The organism is Liquorilactobacillus uvarum DSM 19971, assembly GCF_001434935.1.
GTDB lineage: Bacteria > Bacillota > Bacilli > Lactobacillales > Lactobacillaceae > Liquorilactobacillus > Liquorilactobacillus uvarum.
In genome coordinates, this window is the sequence record NZ_AZEG01000001.1 from 172,296 (window position 1) to 190,177 (window position 17,882).

Here is a 17,882-nt window from a genome sequence, read left to right on the forward strand (position 1 = left end):
TGCATTATTTTTTTCTTTTTTTACTTTTCGCAATGTGATTCAGCAAATTGCCAGTTCCTAAAGCAACATCATCTAAAGGCGTAGAAGCTACCGTTACAGGAACCTTCAGATGATCTGAGAATAATTGGTCGATGCCATCCAGCAATGCCCCGCCACCAGTTAAAATAACACCACGATCAATAATATCCGCGGCTAATTCAGGTGGTGTCTGCTCTAGAACTTCTTTAGCAGCCGAAATTACTGAAATCATCGTATCATGCAGTGCCTGCTCGATTTCATTTGAAGATAACTGTATCGTTCGTGGCAATCCGTTTACGATGTCACGTCCTCTAATCTCCATTGCTTTCTTTCGGTGGCCAGCAACAACCGTTCCAATCTCAATTTTTGCTTTTTCAGCGGTCCGTTCTCCTATCTGAAGAGAATGTCTCTTCTTCACATAAGAAGAAATATCGTTGCTCAGACGATCGCCTGCAACGCGCAAAGAGCGACTAACCACAATATCGCCTAAAGAAATTACTGCGATATCGCTTGTTCCACCTCCAATATCAATAACCATACTTCCATGAGGTTGAAAAATATCTAGTCCTGCACCGATTGCAGCAACTTTAGGTTCCTCTTCGAGATAAACAGCGCCCCCACCGGATTTTTCAGCAGCCTGTCGAATTGCCTTGCGTTCAATTGAAGTCGTATTAGTCGGACAACAAATCAAAATATTCGGCTTAGACATAAAACCCTTAACATTTAATTTCTTTATAAAATAAGACAACATCTGCTCTGTTATATCAAAATCAGCAATCACACCATCTTTAAGTGGTCGGATTGCACGAATATTGCTAGGTGTCCGGCCAACCATTTTGTATGCTTCTGATCCAACCGCTAAGACGCGTCCCGTATGTGTATCGATCGCAACCACTGAAGGCTCGTTCAAAACAATGCCTTTACCTTGCACATTGATTAAAACGTTAGCAGTTCCCAAATCAATACCAATATCTTTAGCCATAATTACTCTCCTTCAATAAAATGGATGCATTGCTGCATAATCAATTAATACCAGCATAGATTATATGCAAAAAATCATTATCATTATAGCACAAATAAGCTTACACAAAAATATTCGATCATTTGTGCTGACAAACAATATAAAAATTTAAGGTTGGCTGTATTTGATATGCAGCAACTAATAAGGTCAATAATTTTTCATCACGATTTAGTAATTTGGTGTAATGGGTAAGTCTCTAAAACTTCATCATTCACACGTTTTATCTCTGCTCCTAAACTAGCTAGTTTTTTATGAAAATCATAATAACCACGATCTAAGTATTTAAGCTGTGATACCTGTGTATAGCCCTTTGCTACAAGCCCTGCTAAGATCAAAGCAGCTGCAGCACGCAAATCAGTTGCCTCAACCTCAGCACCGTGAAATTCTGTTGGCCCCTCTAAGGCAACAGAATTGCCTTCAATATTAAATTTAGCATTCATGCGGCGTAATTCCTCAAGATGCATAAAACGGTTCTCAAAAACAGTCTCTGTCAACATACTCGTACCTGCTGCCAATAATTGCAATACCGATAATTGCGGCTGCATATCTGTTGGAAAACCAGGATGCGGCAAAGTTTTTACGGAAACCGGTTTTAAATCGGATGTTCCAATAATTCTAATACCATCATCACCTTCAATGACAGTTACTCCCATTTCTTCTAGTTTCGAAATCAGTGGCTTATTATGTTCCGCAATGGCATTTTTGACCAAAACATTACCGTTTGTGACAGCTGCAGCTACCATAAAAGTCCCAGCCTCAATTCGGTCTTGAATAACAGTGTGTTGCACGCCATGCAGATTTTTTACACCCGTCACTTTAATTGTCTCTGTTCCTGCTCCAGAAACTTTTGCTCCCATTTGGTTAAGAAAGTTTGCTAAATCAACAATTTCCGGTTCACGTGCAACGTTTTCTATAATAGTGGTTCCCTCAGCGAGGGTCGCAGCCATCATAATATTTTGAGTTGCGCCAACACTTGGAAAATCAAGGTAAATATTAGCACCTACCAAACCGTTCGTAAAGGCTTCAATATACCCATCATGCTGTTCAACTTTCGCCCCCATTGCAGCCAATCCTTTCAGATGTAAATCGATTGGACGTGATCCAATAGCACAACCACCCGGCATTGCAACTTTGGCATGTTTTAATCTAGCTAATAGAGGGCCAAACACAACGATCGAAGCACGCATTTTAGAAACATACTTGAATGGAGCTTCATATGAAGGTTTAGCTGTGGCATCAAGAGAAACAGTTTTCTTTGACTCATCCATGTCAACCTTAACGTTCAGGAATCGTAACATATTATTCATCATATGAACATCTGATAAAACTGGAACATTATCCAAATAAGTTTTACCTTCACTTGCTAATAAACTAGCTGCTAAAATGGGCAAAACAGCATTTTTTGCCCCCTCAATTGTAACTTCACCTTTTAGTGGATTTCCACCGTGAACGATAATCTTTTCCAATACAATTCCTCCAAAACGTCTCATTATTCAACAAATAATTAAACTACAGCACAAAAGACACAATTAAAACATATGCTTGATCAGAATGACAGCAAGTATGTAAGATTACGAACATTATCAACAAAACTAAGAAAGAAGGAGCTACAAGTATAACCAATCGTAATTGCTAACATCACTAACAAAATATTAAAATATCTTTGTTTGCTAGGAGTTATCCAGCGATCAAGACGCAAAGACTGAAGACTCGTAAAAGCCACCGTAATGAAAGCAAAGTGACTTACTAATGTCAGCAAAGCTAAAAAGCCATAGTACTTCATTAAAAACAACCCCTTAATTGTTTCAGATTAATAATAGCATAAAAAAAAACGTCCGTCTTCAAAAATGTAACTAATTTGTAATATTTTAATTATTTACCCATATGAAAAAGGTTTTGAAGCGAATTTAAAAAAAGTTATCATTTTGTTGCATATAGAACGAAAAACAAAAAAGAATCAGTGACAAAACATTAGTTTCATCACTGATCCTCATTATCAACATGTTTCAAAAATCATCTTTCTGACTAACAACGAATTACTCACAAGTTCAACTTGAACTATATTTGCAAATCGATCTTAGCATCCAAAAAGCTCTGATTTTTGTCACACTAATTTTAAATAATTAACTGATGTGTTCTCTAAAAGCCAACCCACTGCTTAAACAACTGCAGGTAAACCAGTTAGCACATGGTTACTTGCATCAAAGAATATCGACCCTTTACGCCGCAATTACTTCATTAAAACACTAAACCAATATTTAATGTTTTGAGATATTTAAACGGTTTACTGCCCGTCGCAATGAAACTTCCGCTCGGCGCAGTGTGTCAACATCGTGTTCTTGTTTTGCACGTGCAAGTTTTTCTTCTGCACGTCTTCGAGCACGCTCAGCACGGTCAGAATCAATGTTTTCTTTAAGTTCAGCACTATTAGCAACAACAGTCGCGATGTTTTTTGAGAATTCTACAAAGCCACCACTAACAGCAATTTCCTCAAATTTATCATCAGTTCCATCAATTTTCACACGAACTTCATCAATTTGAAGTGAGGCAAGCAACGGAATATGATTCGGCAAAACACCGATTTCACCAACAGTCGTTTTAAAGATAGCCATTGTAGTTTTTTCTTCATAGACACTACCATCAGGAGTAACAATATTAACTGTCAAAACAGATTGCTCAGCCATTAAACGTTACCTCCTTATTATTTGCTAGCCATTTTTTTTGCCTTTTCAACGACTTCTTCAATCCGGCCGACTGAACGAAAAGCATCTTCTGGAAGATCATCATACTTGCCTTCCAAAATCTCCTTGAATCCTTTAACCGTTTCCTCAACTGGTACATATGATCCTGGAACACCCGTAAACTGTTCAGCAACTGAGAAGTTTTGGGATAAGAAGAATTGAATACGGCGTGCACGTGAAACGATTACTTTTTCTTCATCAGAAAGTTCATCCATTCCTAAAATAGAAATGATGTCTTGCAATTCACGATATCTCTGCAATACATGTTGCACTTCAACCGCAATCTTATAATGCTCTTCCCCAACAATTTCAGGTTCCAAAGCACTAGATGTCGATGCCAACGGGTCAACAGCAGGATAAATACCCTGCTGAGTCAAACTACGTTCCAAGTTAGTTGTCGCATCCAAATGAGCGAAAGTCGTTGCTGGAGCTGGATCAGTATAATCATCAGCTGGAACATAAACGGCTTGAATAGATGTAACCGAACCTTTTTTTGTTGATGTAATACGTTCTTGCAGTTGTCCCATTTCAGTAGCCAAAGTTGGCTGGTACCCAACGGCTGACGGAATACGGCCAAGCAAAGCTGATACTTCAGAACCCGCTTGTGTAAAGCGGAAGATGTTATCAATAAATAATAGCACATCCTGACCTTCAACATCACGGAAATATTCAGCAATTGTCAAGCCTGCTAGGGCAACACGCATACGTGCACCAGGTGGCTCGTTCATCTGACCAAACACCATAGCAGTCTTCTCAAGAACACCGGAATCTTTCATTTCAAAGTAAAGGTCATTACCTTCACGTGTACGTTCTCCAACACCAGTGAAAACCGAAATACCGTTATGTTCTTGAGCAATATTATGAATCAGCTCTTGAATCAAAACTGTTTTACCAACACCGGCACCACCGAAGAGTCCGATTTTCCCACCTCTGACATAAGGTGCAAGAAGGTCAATAACCTTGATACCTGTTTCAAGGATTTCAACCCCAGTATTCAGTTGATCATAAGCTGGAACATCACGATGAATAGGATCGCGACGTGCATCCTTATCAAACTTCGGACCGTTATCAATGGTATCTCCTAAAACATTAAATACTCTTCCTAATGTATCTTTACCAACAGGAACGCTGATTGAAGAACCTGTGTCTTCAACTTTTGCTCCACGCTTTATGCCATCTGTTGAATCCATAGCAATCGTGCGCATTACACCATCGCCTAATTCAAGTGCAACTTCAATGACTAATTTTGAGCCATCCTCACGTTCCACATGAAGCGCATTGTTAATATCGGGTAAAGATTCACTAAGAGGAAATTGAACATCAATAACAGGCCCGATAACTTGAACTACTTTACCAGAACTCATCTTGTTAATTCCTCCTGTCATCCTAATCTAGGGCAGCTTGTGCACCCGTGATCTCTGTAATTTCTGTTGTAATGGCACTTTGACGTGCACGATTGAATTGTAACTCCAACGAGGAAATAATATCCTTCGCATTATCCGTTGCGGACTTCATTGCAGTTGAACTAGAAGCGTGTTCTGAAGTTTTAGCATCCAAAATAGCCCCATAAACCAAACTTTCTGCATATTGTGGCAATACAACCTCTAGGATTGCATCCTGCGAAGGCTCCATTTCATACACTGGAGCGTACCCCTCATCTGATTTCTGTGTTAAATCATCACTTCCAATATTAATTGCCGAGATTGGAAGCATTTGTTCAGCACGAAACTCTGAGGTCAACGTATTAACAAAATGATTATAACAAACAAACAGTTCATCATACGTTTCATCATCATACATTCCAACAATTTTTTTAACTAATTGTTGTGTATCTCTAAACTTCGGTATATCATCAATGCCGCGATATTCAAAAGCAACATTATAACCGCGTTTTTTAAAGAAATCGGCACCAGTTCCACCTAAGGCGATAATTACCGTATCGTCAGCAGTATGACCCGCATTTTTTATCAATTCCATCGTCTGTTTGATCACGTTGCTATTGTAACTTCCAACAAGACCTCGATCAGATGTTATGACGACTATCCCAGTATGTTTGACATTCCTTTTAGTCAACATATCAAGCCCACTGACTTGATCCTTCTCTTTTTTAGGTGTGCTGGCCGAGTCGCTGATTACTTTTCCATCCAGAAGATGCGTTTGCGCCAAATGTGTGATAACGCTGCGAATCTTATCCGCATAGACTTGATAGCTAGTCGTGTGGCGTTGTATCTGACTCAACTTGGCAGTCGAAACCATCTGCATTGCACCAGTGATTTGTTCTGTCTTCTTAGTTGAAGAGATACGCCGCTTAACTTCTTGTAAAGAAGCCCCCATTAACTCTCACCAACCTTTCTTATTTTGCGGTTGCTTGAAAAGACTCTGCAAAATCCTTAAGAGCAGAATCAAGTTTATCCGTATCAGGTAAATTGCCCGTCTCTTTGATTGAAGTTAACAAGTCTTTGTTGTTATTATCGAAGAAATCAAACAATTCACTCTGATAACGCATAATATCATCTACAGGTACTGCATCTAAGAAACCATGTGTCAAAGCATACAAGATCAAAACTTGTTTTTCGACAACCAACGGCTTGTGTAAAGGTTGTTTCAATACCTCAACTGTACGACGTCCACGATTCAGCTTAGACTGTGTTGCTTCATCTAAATCAGAACCAAATTGCGCAAATGATTCAAGTTCACGGTAAGAAGCAAGATCCAAACGCAAAGTACCAGAAACTTTCTTCATAGCTTTAATTTGTGCAGAACCACCTACACGAGAAACAGAAGTACCAGCGTCAATCGCAGGACGAACACCAGAATAGAAGTTATCGCTGTCAAGGAAGATCTGACCATCAGTGATTGAAATTACGTTAGTTGGGATATAAGCAGAAACATCACCGGCTTTAGTTTCAATAAATGGCAGAGCAGTCATTGAACCTCCACCTAATTCATCACTTAACTTAGCCGCACGTTCCAACAAACGTGAATGCAAGTAGAAAACATCACCAGGGTATGCTTCACGACCAGGCGGACGTCTCAAAATCAAAGAAAGTTCACGATAAGCATCAGCTTGTTTTGAAAGATCATCGTAAACAATCAAAACATGCTTGCCATTATACATGAACTCTTCACCCATTGCTGCACCAGCATAAGGAGCCAGCCACAGTAAAGGCGCAGGTGATGAAGGACCAGCAGAAACAACGATCGTGTAATCCATTGCACCATACTTACGTAACGTTTCAACCTGTGCGCGAACTGTCGATTCCTTTTGACCAATCGCAACATAAATACAAATCATATCTTCATTTTTCTGGTTAATAATAGTATCGATTCCAACTGATGTTTTACCAGTCTTACGATCACCAATAACCAATTCACGTTGTCCACGTCCAATTGGAACTAAAGCATCAATAGCTTTAAGCCCTGTTTGAAGAGGTTCCTTAACTGATTGACGTTCCATAACGCCAGGAGCTTTCTTTTCAACAGGTCGTGTCTTCGTGGTCTTCATTTCGCCTAAGCCATCAATGGCTTGTCCCAAAGGATTAACAACTCTTCCTATTAGAGCGTCCCCAACTGGAACTTCCATAATACGTCCTGTACGTTTAACATTATCGCCTTCACGAATCCCCTTGAATGAACCCAGAATAACGATACCAACATCATTCGACTCTAAGTTTTGAGCCATTCCATATGTGCCATCATCAAATTCTAATAATTCACCAGCTAAGGCGTTATCGAGCCCATTGGCACGAGCAATACCATCACCAACATAAGTAACGGTACCGACCTCATCCACACTGAGCTCATCTTGATAATTCGCTAATTGTTGCTTAATCAGAGCACTGATTTCCTCAGCCTTAATGCTCATAGAAGTTTCACCTCTTTATAATTCATTTCAATAACAGACGTTTGATGTGCGCAATCTTTGTCTTGATCGAACCATCATAAATGTAACTATTCGACTTAAGAACAACCCCACCAATAATCTCAGGGTCAATCCTTTCATCAAGATAAACCTTTTTAGCACCAACTACGCCTGCAAATGAAGATGCAAGTCTTTCTTTTTGAGCATCTTCTAATTTGATGGCAGTAACAACAGATGCTCGAACTGTCTTTTCAAATTCATCATTTAACCTAATATACTCATTAATGATCGCGTCCAAATTACAGATACGCCCATAATCAAAAGTCATATTTAATAAATTAGTGACTGTTTGCGATGCTGTCTTCGTTAGAAGTTTTACCATCTTCACCTTATCTAAATATGAAATTTGTTTACTCGTTAAAAACACGTTCAACTCTGGTTGTTCTTCAAATATTTTTTTCAATTCTGTCAGTTCTTCTAATAAAGACTGGCGAATATCTTGTTCTCCAGCTAAATCGAACAAAGCCTTTCCATAACGATGGGCAACCATTTCTCTACTTAGCTTCATTTTGCTTCCCCAACCCTTCGATATAAGAATCAATTAAGGCCTTCTGATCATTTGCATCTAAATCTTTGCGAATGATTTTCGAAGCAATTTCAATAGATAATTCTGCAACATCATTTTTTACACTGTCTAAAGCATCTTGACGTTCACGTGAAATATCTTCTTTAGCATTCACCTTTAACGTCTGCGCTCTTTCCTGTGCATCGCTAACGATTGTAGCCTTTTGTTGTTCACCATTCTTCTTTGCTCGTTCAATTATTTTAGAAGCTTCAAAATGGGAATCCTTTAAAGCATCCTGGCGCTGTGTAGCTAAGTCCTCTGCTTTTTTTCGTGCTGATTCTGCAGAATCAAGATCACCAGAAATTTTATCAGCACGTTTGTCCATCATTTCGCTTACTGGACCCCAAGCGAAATGTTTCAACAATGCCATTAAAACTATGAAGAGAACAAGATAAAAGATCGTATCGCCCCATTGAACCCCATTTGCAGCTCCTAACAAAAATGTTGAACTCATCTATTGACACCTCCTCCATACTCAACTAAATATTGACAAAAGATTTTTTTAGCCTTGAGCCAATAATAAGAATGAAATAACGATTGAGATGATAGGAACAGCTTCAACTAAACCAACACCAATAAACATGTTTGTACGAAGTTGACCTGATAATTCTGGCTGACGAGCCATACCTTCCAACATTTTAGAAATAACAAGACCGTTACCTATAGCACCACCAATGGCAGCACCAGCTGCAGCTAAACCTGCACCAATTAAAGCTAATGAACTCATAATTAGAAATCCTCCTTGTTTACTCTTTTTCAACTTTTTGAGAAATATAAACCATTGTCAATGTAACAAAGACGTAGGCTTGGATGCTTCCAATAAAGACAGAGAACCCCTGCCAGATTAATTCTAGCGGTACCGCTGGAATAAACGATGCAATACCAAAAGAAGTTGCAAACTTGTAGATCAACTTCAATAAAACTTCACCGGAATAAATATTCCCGTACAAACGAAGAGCTAACGTCAAAAAATTCGTGAATTCTTCAAGCACACTTAGTGGGAATAAAAATGGAATGGGGCTTAAATAAGTATTCTTAAAATACCCCTTGAAGCCAAATTTTTTCACACCGAGAAAATGTGCAAGCATAAGAACCATAAACGCCAACGACAGCGTAGTCATGGCACTAGACGTTGGACTTGAAATATAACTCGTCCCGTTTGCAGTCAATTGAAGCATTAGTCCCAATTGGTTGGATATAAATATGAATACAAACAACGTAAATGCCAATAGTCCGAATTTTTTGCCTTCTTCATCCGGCATTATGCCCTTAATAATTCCATTAGTAAAATCGATTATCCATTCAATAAAATTTTGCCTTTTATTAGGTCTCAACTGAATGTTTCTTGACAGCCAAAACAATAAAAAAAAGACAACTGCTGCCGCTATCAATCCTGGAATATCGTTACTAAGATTAAAGGGAATACCAAAAAGCTCCTGAACATAAGCTCCTTCATTCACCAAGTCTCACCTCTTTTCACAGTTGGATGTACGACCCAACAATTATGGGAAAAAGCATGGTACAAAAGGTTCCAAAGAAACTGAGTCTTTGAATACACAAGAAATCATACCACCAATTTACAAAAAACACAAAATGTCATTGAAAACCCAGGAAAGCGCATTCTATGCTTATTTAATCATGTTTACGGTCGGATAATATTTTTTTTAAGAAAAACAATTTTCAGTATTTTCAATGTTTTTGTGTAAATGTTCTCAATGGGTAAAAAAACAATTTATGATATTAAAAAGAGCTTTGGTAACATTCCATGTTACCAAAACTCTACTTTTTATGCTTATTATTTTGTTCCAAACAGACGATCGCCTGCATCACCAAGGCCAGGAACAATATACCCATTTTCATCTAAGTGATCATCAAGCGCAGCAGCAAAAACATCAATATCAGGATGAGCATCCCGCAGAGCTTTTATGCCTTCAGGAGCAGCTACTAAGCAAACAAACTTAATATTCACAGCACCACGTTTTTTAAGCGCATCAACAGCCATTATGGCTGAACCGCCTGTCGCCAGCATCGGATCAACTATAAAAATATCACGACTCGCCAAATTATCCGGCATCTTAACAAAATATTCTGTAGGTTTCAAAGTCTTTTCATCACGATACATACCAACATGACCAACTTTAGCCGCAGGAATCAATTCAAGAATCCCATCAACCATTCCCAAACCTGCACGGAGAATAGGAACAATCACGACTTTTTTACCTGCAAGACGTTTTTGAATCGTCTTAGTAATAGGTGTCTTAACTTCGCAATCCTCCAAAGGCATATCACGTGAAACTTCATATGCCATTAGTTCTGCAATTTCATTAACGACCTGCCTGAATTCTCTAGTACCACAGTCTTCGTTGCGGATAATCGTTAACTTATGCTGTATCAGTGGGTGATTCAATACTTCAAACTTTCCCAATTTAGCCACTCCTTTTTCTTCCTAATATATTTTAGCTGATAACATTACTTTTTGCTAGCTCAATTTTGAATTTTCAAAAAAACTATCTCCAGCTGACTTCCTTAAACGGTTCATATAGGCCGCACCCAAGTCTTTTTCCGGAAATGCTGCTGCTAGAATCCAATTCACAGCCTGCTCATTGTCAAAATATCTAAGACCAGCAAAGAGGCGTTGACTGGCGGTATGAATATCTGTACCTAAATCATAAAAAATACAATTATTTGGTAAGTTTACCCCAAGATCAGCCTTTAAGGCCATCACTCCGACAGATTCAGCGCGATTTTTTGCCCATTCCAAAGCCGCCTGCCAATCTTCATGCTTAACAATCAAAACCTGAGCATCTGGCGCATAGTGCTTATACTTCATTCCTGGAGCCTTTGGTGTCTCTGTTTTACCGACTTTATGTCGATCAAAAAGAATCTTTTTACCGAGAAGTTGTTCGATTTCTTCGCCTAAAACAGCTCCGGGTCGTAAGATAGCGGGAACTTCAGATGACATATCCAAGATAGTAGATTCAACACCCACGGTCGTCGGTCCATCATCTACGATCCCTGCAATTCTACCCTCTAAATCATGAAAAACGTGTTTTGCAGTTGTTGGGCTTGGTTTACCAGACGAATTGGCTGAAGGCCCGACTAGCGGCACGCCTGCAAGATCAATTAAATTACGCGTTACGCTATTATCAGGCATTCTAAATGCAGCTGTCTCCAGCCCTCCTGTTACAGCCTTTGATAACGAACCTGGCTTGATTTTAAAAATCAAAGTCAAAGATCCTGGCCAAAAATGACGAATCAATTTCTGTGCATCTTCACTAATATCATCAACATACTGTTTCATCATTTCAAACGATGAAACAGTAACGATCAAGGGATTGTCTGACGGACGTCCCTTAGCCAGATAAACTCGTTTAACAGCCTGCTCATTGGTTGCATCAGCACCTAAGCCGTACACAGTTTCGGTTGGAAAAGCTATCAACTCTCCCTTTCTTAATTCATCAGCTGCTTTATCAATTTCTTCAGTTTTATATATTTTCGTGATTAACATTTCTCCACCTTCTCATTGATCATTATGAAAAACAACTTTAATCATCCTATCATGGCCTGTGATATCATTTTTCAAAAAAATATCTGCACTTGGAAATGCTTGCTGGAAAATCTGCTTTACAGCTTTTCCTTGGCGAAAACCGATTTCTAAATACAAAACAGCCTCTTTTTCAAGATAAGAACTGATTTCTGCAGCAATTCGTTGATAAACAAATAGACCTTTTTCTGCCGCAAAGAGTGCCACGTGGGGCTCGTGTTCAATAACACTTTGATCCATCAAATATTTTTCCGACTCAGCAATGTAAGGTGGATTGGATACGATAATATTGAACTTCCCCTTTAATGTTGCAAATAAATCACTGCAAATACTTTTTATATCAAGTCCATATCTTTGGGCATTTTCTCGTGCCACAGAAAGTGCTGCGGGAGAAACATCAGTCAGTGTTACATCCCACAAAGGCCTCTCCAATTTTAGCGAAATACCAATGATCCCTGTTCCTGTCCCAATATCTGCTATTTTTAAATCAGATTGATTATTTCCAAAATCATTCAGTACCCATTCAACTAACTCTTCTGTTTCCTGTCTGGGAATCAGAGTGTTTTCTGTAACTTTGAATTTACGTCCAAAAAAGTCAGCTTCACCGAGCAGATACTGTGGCGGCCAGCCATGATACACCTTATTCAGCATGTCTTTGAACTTTTCAAACTCATGTTGCGGCATTTGTTGCTGATAATTCATTAACAAATCAGTTAAGTTCCAATTCTTCATTCCCAACAGGAGCAAGTTGACTACACTTTCATCAATTTTATGGTCAGACACAAAAGAAGAAGCCCATTTTTGGGCTTCAAAATAGGTTACACTACTCATTTTGTAAATTCTCCAAAGCCTTTGTTTGATCATACAAAATTAAAGCATCAATTACTTCCTCAAGTTCACCATTCATAATTCGATCCAACTTGTTCAAGGTGAGACCTATACGGTGATCTGTAACACGATTTTGTGGATAATTATAAGTTCTGATTCTTTCAGAACGATCCCCTGTTCCAACAGCCGACTTACGGTTCTTATCATATTCATTTTGTTCCTTAGATGAATAATAATCATAAACACGTGCCTTTAAGATTTTCATTGCTTTTTCACGGTTTTGCTGTTGTGAACGTTGATCCTGCATCGCAACAACGATTCCAGTTGGAAGATGAGTCATTCGAACAGCTGATGAAGTTTTGTTAATATGTTGTCCACCGGCACCTGAAGAACGATAAACATCAACACGAATATCTTTCGGATCAATATCAATTTCAACGTCTTCTTCTTCAGGCATAACTACTACTGTTGCTGTGGAAGTGTGAACCCGCCCTGCTGACTCTGTAACAGGCACACGTTGAACACGATGAGCGCCATTTTCATATTTTAACTTAGAATAAACATTGTCACCATTGATAAGTAAAGCAATTTCCTTAAATCCTCCAACTTCGGTGACATTCTTATCCAAAACTTCTATCGACCAATTCTGCTTTTCAGCATACTTAGCATACATACTGAAAAGATCACTGGCAAAGAGGCTAGCCTCATCGCCGCCAGCAGCTCCTCGAATTTCCATGATTATATTTTTATCATCATTAGGATCCTTGGGAAGCAGTAGAACTTTAATCTCTTCCTCCAATTTTCCGCGTTCAGTCTTGGCTTCTGCTAATTCTTCTTTGGCCATTGCAGCCATCTCATCATCAAGCTTCTCGCCGAGTAGTTCTTCGTCCTCTTTAATTAAATTAGTAACTTTTTTATATTGGTCATACTTTTCAACCGTTTCACGCAAGTCAGCCATTTCTTTCGACAAACTAGTAAAACGTTTGGTATCAGAAATAACATCTGGATCAGACAGCAAGCCTCCCAATTCTTCATAACGATCCTTAAGGGTCTGCAGTCTATCAAACAAATCGTTCATTAATAATTTCCTCCATCAAAAATAAGTTCTTCTATAAAAAACAGATGACAAATATATATCTTCCCTAGTTTCCTTCTTGTGCTGAAAGCGGTGGGTGCAGATAATGACGCCGACATACTGGATAGTAAGACTCATTTCCGCCCAACATTATCTGTTCCCCAGCGTAGACTGGCTTTCCATCACTAACTCGCAGATTCATAATGGCCTTTTTCTGGCAGAACCAGCAAATTGTTTTCATTTCCTCTATTTTATCCGCGTAGAGTAAAAGATATTTTGAGCCTTCAAATAATTCATTACGGAAGTCGTTCTTTAAGCCAAAAGTCATAACCGGTATCTGCAACTTGTCAACAATCATTGCCAGTTCAATTATGTGGTGCTTGCTTAAAAATTGTGCTTCATCTACAAGCACACATGCTGTTTGCGGATTCCGTCCAATAACTTCCTGGAATATATTTGTCTTCTCATAAATTGGAACAGCTTCCCGCTTTAATCCAATTCTGCTTGAAATATATCCTACCTGTTCACGTTTATCAACTGCACTAGTCATTATAACAACACTTTTGTGCTGTTCTTCATAGTTATGCGCAACTTTCAATATTTCTATACTTTTACCACTATTCATTGCTCCATAACGAAAAAACAATTGTGCCAAAATGATCCACTCCAAATCAAGACTCTCCTGATAAGTATATATGATTTTCAGTAAAATTTCACTACACATGGTTGAAAATAAAAATAATCTAGTTGAAAATAATAATTTTCATAGGAAAAAACAGCAAAAAACATACACTCACTGCTATTTATGATATGATACAAAATGATATTATCAAACAGAGCGATTTTTTTATCATCTCTTTACATCGCTTTGAAACGGAGGAAAAAGCATGTCGTTTAAAAGCTCAGTCGCAATTGCAGCTGGTCGTGCATCGTACTGGTTCTTGCATAACTTTCTACATGGAGGAACAGCATTACCTGGTAAAATAACCCTTGCACTTGATCCTGAGGTTTTACAGACTTTATCCAAAAACTATGAAGTAGTTATTATTACAGGCACAAACGGTAAAACATTAACGACCGCATTAACTGTTAAAGTTTTGCGTACCAAATATACTAATGTTTTAACCAATCCAAGCGGTTCAAATATGAAACAAGGCATCGTAACAGCCTTTCTTACTGCTCACAAAACCAAATCTGGCAAACCTTTGGCAGTTTTAGAAACTGACGAAGCCAACGTTGCTTTGATTACACGTTATGTTAATCCAAGTGCTTTCGTGCTGACTAACATTTTTAGAGATCAAATGGATCGCTATGGTGAAATATACACAACTTATGACAAAATACTCAAGGGAATTCGTTTGGCACCAAAAGCAACAATTATTGCTAATGGCGATGCACCAATCTTCAATAGTAAAGAACTTCCCAACCCTATCGTCTATTATGGTTTTAATGCCGAAAAAGATCGTGAACAAATGGCGGCACCGAATACTGATGGCTTATTATGCCCAAGATGCAAAAAAATATTGCATTATTATCAGCTTACTTACAGCAATCTAGGAAAATATTATTGTCCAAATTGCGATTTCAAACGACCTGATTTAAAACACCAAGTAACTAAAATAAAAGAACAGACACCAACCTCATCAACCTTTGAAATTGACGCACATCCAGTGACTCTGCATATTGGCGGTACTTATAATATTTATAATGCCTTAGCAGCTTACAGTGTCGGCCGCCATTTTGATATTGATCCTAAGTTGATTGTTCAAGCATTAGATAGCAAAGACGAAAAAATATTTGGTCGGCAAGAGGTCATTTCAATAGATGGTAAAGAAGTCACACTGATTCTAGTTAAAAATCCAGTTGGTCTCGATCAAGTGCTGAATATGATCAAAACTGATCGTAATCCCTTTTCATTAGCTGTTTTGCTAAACGCAAATTATGCTGACGGCATTGATACAAGCTGGATCTGGGATGGTCGTTTTGAAGAATTACCATTTGAAAGAATTCCAAGCGTGCTTGCAGGCGGTGAAAGATATCGCGATATTGCATTTCGACTTAAAGTTGCAGGTGTTCCTGCAAAGAATTTTGAAGAGCGTGAAAATCTGAATGCAGTGCTTGAGTCAATCAAAAAAATGCCGACAGAACATGTCTATGTCTTGGCAACTTACACTGCTGTCTTACAATTGCGCAAAGCGATGGCTGCACAAGACTATATTAAGGAAGGAATGGAACAATAATGCCTTATACATTGAAGATAGCTCATTTATACGGTGACTTGATGAACACTTACGGTGACATTGGAAATATTCTGGTACTCAACTACTATGCCAAAAAAATGAATGTCACCTTAACTTCTGAAATAGTTAGTCTTAATCAGTCATTTGATCCTAAAAAATTTGATCTAGCCTTCTTTGGTGGAGGGCAGGATTACGAACAGGTCATTGTTTCTAAAGATATTCAAAGCAAGAAAAAAGATTTGACCGACTTTATTGAAGACAACGGTCCGATGCTCGCCATCTGTGGCGGTTATCAATTGCTTGGGCAATACTACATCGGTGCTGCCGGTGAACGGATTGAAGGAATTAATGCTCTACCGCATTACACAAAAAGTCAAGACCATAACCGTTTTATTGGTGATATAGTCATAAAAAATGCTGAAACTAACCAAACTTATCATGGCTTTGAAAATCACAATGGTATAACATTTTTGGGTACAAGCGAACGTCCTTTGGGAACTGTTATCAGTGGTCATGGCAACAATGGCCAAGATAAATCAGAAGGCGCTATCTACAAAAATGTTTTCTGCTCCTATTTTCATGGCCCGATTCTTGCCCGCAACGGAGAACTTGCCAAAAGACTGCTGCTAATCGCCTTAAAGCGCAAATATCCTGATGCTGATCTGAGTAAAGAAGAAAGCCTAATTATCAAGCCAACCTATTAGAAATCTAATACTTTTATCTGCCTTTGGAAATTTTTGATATAAGAGACTCTATATCAAAATAAATTCAGATACCAAGGGGCTTTGCCAAAATTCTATTTTAGCAAAGCCCCTTTTTTAATCTAATCTTAATTTTTTATATCAATTATAAAAAACAATCTTCACTGCAAAACTAAGCATTAACTGTGGCAGCGAATCTCAACCTATTTTCAAACAGTTTATTTTCAGAACGAAGAGTTTCCTCACATTCTTCAAAATCAAGCCTTGATACCTGGCTCAGAAGCAATGATTGATAATTTTCCTTCGATTGTCCACTCCTTGACATCAAACGGAAGTATGAAATGCTGACCCTTAGTCAAAGAATAACTTTCGCCTGCAATAATTATCTTTCCTTGACCGTCAAGAACAGAGACTAACGTATACGAGGCTTTTCCCCGTTGAAAAGATGCCTTGCCGAAGGGAAGTTCCCATTTATAGACACTAAAAAAATCAGTAGCAATATATTTTGTGATCTCAGCATTACCTTGTTTATGTGTTGAAATATCAAGTTTGGGATCAATATGCGGTACATTAGTTACATCAATCGATTGTTTAATGTGCAATTTGCGCTTTTCCCCAGTTTTCTTGTCTACACGATCAAAATCATAGACACGATAAGTCGTATCACTGCTTTGCTGTGTTTCTAGGACCATTACACCTTTACCAATCGCATGAATCGTCCCACTCGGTACATAAAGAAAGTCTCCTGCTTTGACTGGTATACGACGCAATAGCTTGTCCCATTGCCCCTTCTTGATCATCGTGGACAACTCAGCTTTTGTTTTGGCATGGTGCCCGTAAATCATCTCTGAATCTTCATCTGCTGCAATCACATACCAACATTCTGTCTTACCAAGTTCATGTTCATGTTCCATCGCATAACTATCATCCGGATGAACTTGAACAGATAATTCAGTCCGAGCATCAAGAATCTTAGTCAACAACGGAAAAACATCACCAGTAGCATTCCCGAATAATTCACGTTTATCCTGCCATAGTTGACCAAGGGTTTGCCCCTTATACTCTCCATTTAAAACAGTTGCTGGTCCATGCGAATGTGCCGAGATAGCCCAACATTCGCCAGTCTGATTACTCGGTATTGGATAACCAAATTTTGTTTTCAAGCGTTGACCGCCCCAAATTTTTTCTTGAAAACACGGTTTTAAAAAAAGTGGTTGTTTCACTGTC

The 17,882-nt window shown here is 38.6% G+C and carries 19 protein-coding genes; 2 read left to right on the forward strand and 17 right to left on the reverse strand.

The features are described from left to right. Positions 1 to 4: 4 nt before the first annotated feature. The 16 genes from mreB to FD20_RS00855 all read right to left on the reverse strand — a co-directional run bounded on the left by mreB (position 5) and on the right by FD20_RS00855 (position 14,369). Complete coding sequence (mreB, locus tag FD20_RS00780) at positions 5 to 1,000, reverse strand: rod shape-determining protein (RefSeq protein ID WP_057735600.1); 996 nt, start codon at positions 998 to 1,000, stop codon at positions 5 to 7. Positions 1,001 to 1,200: 200 nt separating this feature from the next. Further along, positions 1,201 to 2,505: a UDP-N-acetylglucosamine 1-carboxyvinyltransferase gene (gene murA / locus FD20_RS00785; RefSeq protein WP_057735602.1), complete on the reverse strand. Its 1,305-nt coding sequence runs from the start codon at positions 2,503 to 2,505 to the stop codon at positions 1,201 to 1,203. An 80-nt stretch (positions 2,506 to 2,585) separates the two neighbouring features. Beyond that, a complete protein-coding gene (locus FD20_RS00790; protein ID WP_057735603.1) occupies positions 2,586 to 2,822 on the reverse strand; it encodes a DUF1146 family protein in 237 nt (78 codons plus the stop codon). Between the two features lie 475 nt (positions 2,823 to 3,297). Further along, positions 3,298 to 3,723, reverse strand: a complete 426-nt coding sequence (locus FD20_RS00795) for a F0F1 ATP synthase subunit epsilon (RefSeq protein WP_057735605.1) — start codon at positions 3,721 to 3,723, stop codon at positions 3,298 to 3,300. 17 nt (positions 3,724 to 3,740) lie between these two features. Then, a complete protein-coding gene (gene atpD / locus FD20_RS00800; protein ID WP_057735606.1) occupies positions 3,741 to 5,144 on the reverse strand; it encodes a F0F1 ATP synthase subunit beta in 1,404 nt (467 codons plus the stop codon). A 22-nt stretch (positions 5,145 to 5,166) separates the two neighbouring features. Next, positions 5,167 to 6,114, reverse strand: a complete 948-nt coding sequence (locus FD20_RS00805) for a F0F1 ATP synthase subunit gamma (protein ID WP_057735607.1) — start codon at positions 6,112 to 6,114, stop codon at positions 5,167 to 5,169. Between the two features lie 19 nt (positions 6,115 to 6,133). Next, positions 6,134 to 7,645 carry a F0F1 ATP synthase subunit alpha gene (gene atpA / locus FD20_RS00810; protein WP_057735609.1) on the reverse strand — a complete coding sequence of 504 codons (1,512 nt, stop codon included), beginning with the start codon at positions 7,643 to 7,645 and terminating at the stop codon, positions 6,134 to 6,136. Positions 7,646 to 7,667: 22 nt separating this feature from the next. Then, the gene (gene atpH / locus FD20_RS00815; protein WP_057735610.1) at positions 7,668 to 8,210 is read right to left on the reverse strand and encodes an ATP synthase F1 subunit delta; all 543 of its coding nucleotides are present in this window, start codon (positions 8,208 to 8,210) and stop codon (positions 7,668 to 7,670) included. Next, positions 8,197 to 8,721, reverse strand: coding sequence for a F0F1 ATP synthase subunit B (gene atpF, locus FD20_RS00820; RefSeq protein WP_057735612.1), 525 nt, complete (start codon positions 8,719 to 8,721; stop codon positions 8,197 to 8,199). Before atpF ends, atpH begins: the two co-directional genes overlap by 14 nt. 48 nt (positions 8,722 to 8,769) lie before the next feature. Next, positions 8,770 to 8,994, reverse strand: coding sequence for a F0F1 ATP synthase subunit C (atpE, locus tag FD20_RS00825; RefSeq protein ID WP_057735614.1), 225 nt, complete (start codon positions 8,992 to 8,994; stop codon positions 8,770 to 8,772). A 19-nt stretch (positions 8,995 to 9,013) separates the two neighbouring features. Then, positions 9,014 to 9,727: a F0F1 ATP synthase subunit A gene (atpB, locus tag FD20_RS00830; RefSeq protein WP_057735615.1), complete on the reverse strand. Its 714-nt coding sequence runs from the start codon at positions 9,725 to 9,727 to the stop codon at positions 9,014 to 9,016. 335 nt (positions 9,728 to 10,062) lie between these two features. Beyond that, the gene (gene upp, locus FD20_RS00835) at positions 10,063 to 10,692 is read right to left on the reverse strand and encodes a uracil phosphoribosyltransferase (protein ID WP_057735681.1); all 630 of its coding nucleotides are present in this window, start codon (positions 10,690 to 10,692) and stop codon (positions 10,063 to 10,065) included. 54 nt (positions 10,693 to 10,746) lie between these two features. Further along, entirely contained in the window at positions 10,747 to 11,775 is a 1,029-nt protein-coding gene (locus FD20_RS00840) for an L-threonylcarbamoyladenylate synthase (RefSeq protein WP_057735617.1), read from the reverse strand. Between the two features lie 12 nt (positions 11,776 to 11,787). Then, positions 11,788 to 12,642: a peptide chain release factor N(5)-glutamine methyltransferase gene (gene prmC / locus FD20_RS00845; protein WP_057735618.1), complete on the reverse strand. Its 855-nt coding sequence runs from the start codon at positions 12,640 to 12,642 to the stop codon at positions 11,788 to 11,790. After that, the gene (prfA, locus tag FD20_RS00850; protein WP_057735620.1) at positions 12,635 to 13,717 is read right to left on the reverse strand and encodes a peptide chain release factor 1; all 1,083 of its coding nucleotides are present in this window, start codon (positions 13,715 to 13,717) and stop codon (positions 12,635 to 12,637) included. The genes prmC and prfA overlap by 8 nt, the downstream gene beginning before the upstream one ends. A 64-nt stretch (positions 13,718 to 13,781) precedes the next feature. Continuing rightward, positions 13,782 to 14,369 (reverse strand): thymidine kinase, encoded by a 588-nt coding sequence (locus FD20_RS00855; RefSeq protein ID WP_057735683.1) that lies wholly within the window; start codon positions 14,367 to 14,369, stop codon positions 13,782 to 13,784. A 232-nt stretch (positions 14,370 to 14,601) separates the two neighbouring features. Between FD20_RS00855 and FD20_RS00860 the strand changes: the two genes are divergently transcribed. Together FD20_RS00860 and FD20_RS00865 are read left to right on the forward strand one after the other, a co-directional pair. Then, the gene (locus tag FD20_RS00860) at positions 14,602 to 15,954 is read left to right on the forward strand and encodes a Mur ligase family protein (RefSeq protein ID WP_057735621.1); all 1,353 of its coding nucleotides are present in this window, start codon (positions 14,602 to 14,604) and stop codon (positions 15,952 to 15,954) included. Beyond that, positions 15,954 to 16,658, forward strand: a complete 705-nt coding sequence (locus FD20_RS00865; protein ID WP_057735622.1) for a type 1 glutamine amidotransferase — start codon at positions 15,954 to 15,956, stop codon at positions 16,656 to 16,658. Before FD20_RS00860 ends, FD20_RS00865 begins: the two co-directional genes overlap by 1 nt. Before the next feature lie 254 nt (positions 16,659 to 16,912). Here the strand turns inward: FD20_RS00865 and manA are convergent, their stop codons facing one another. Then, positions 16,913 to 17,878 carry a mannose-6-phosphate isomerase, class I gene (gene manA / locus FD20_RS00870; protein ID WP_057735624.1) on the reverse strand — a complete coding sequence of 322 codons (966 nt, stop codon included), beginning with the start codon at positions 17,876 to 17,878 and terminating at the stop codon, positions 16,913 to 16,915. Between the last annotated feature and the right edge of the window lie 4 nt (positions 17,879 to 17,882).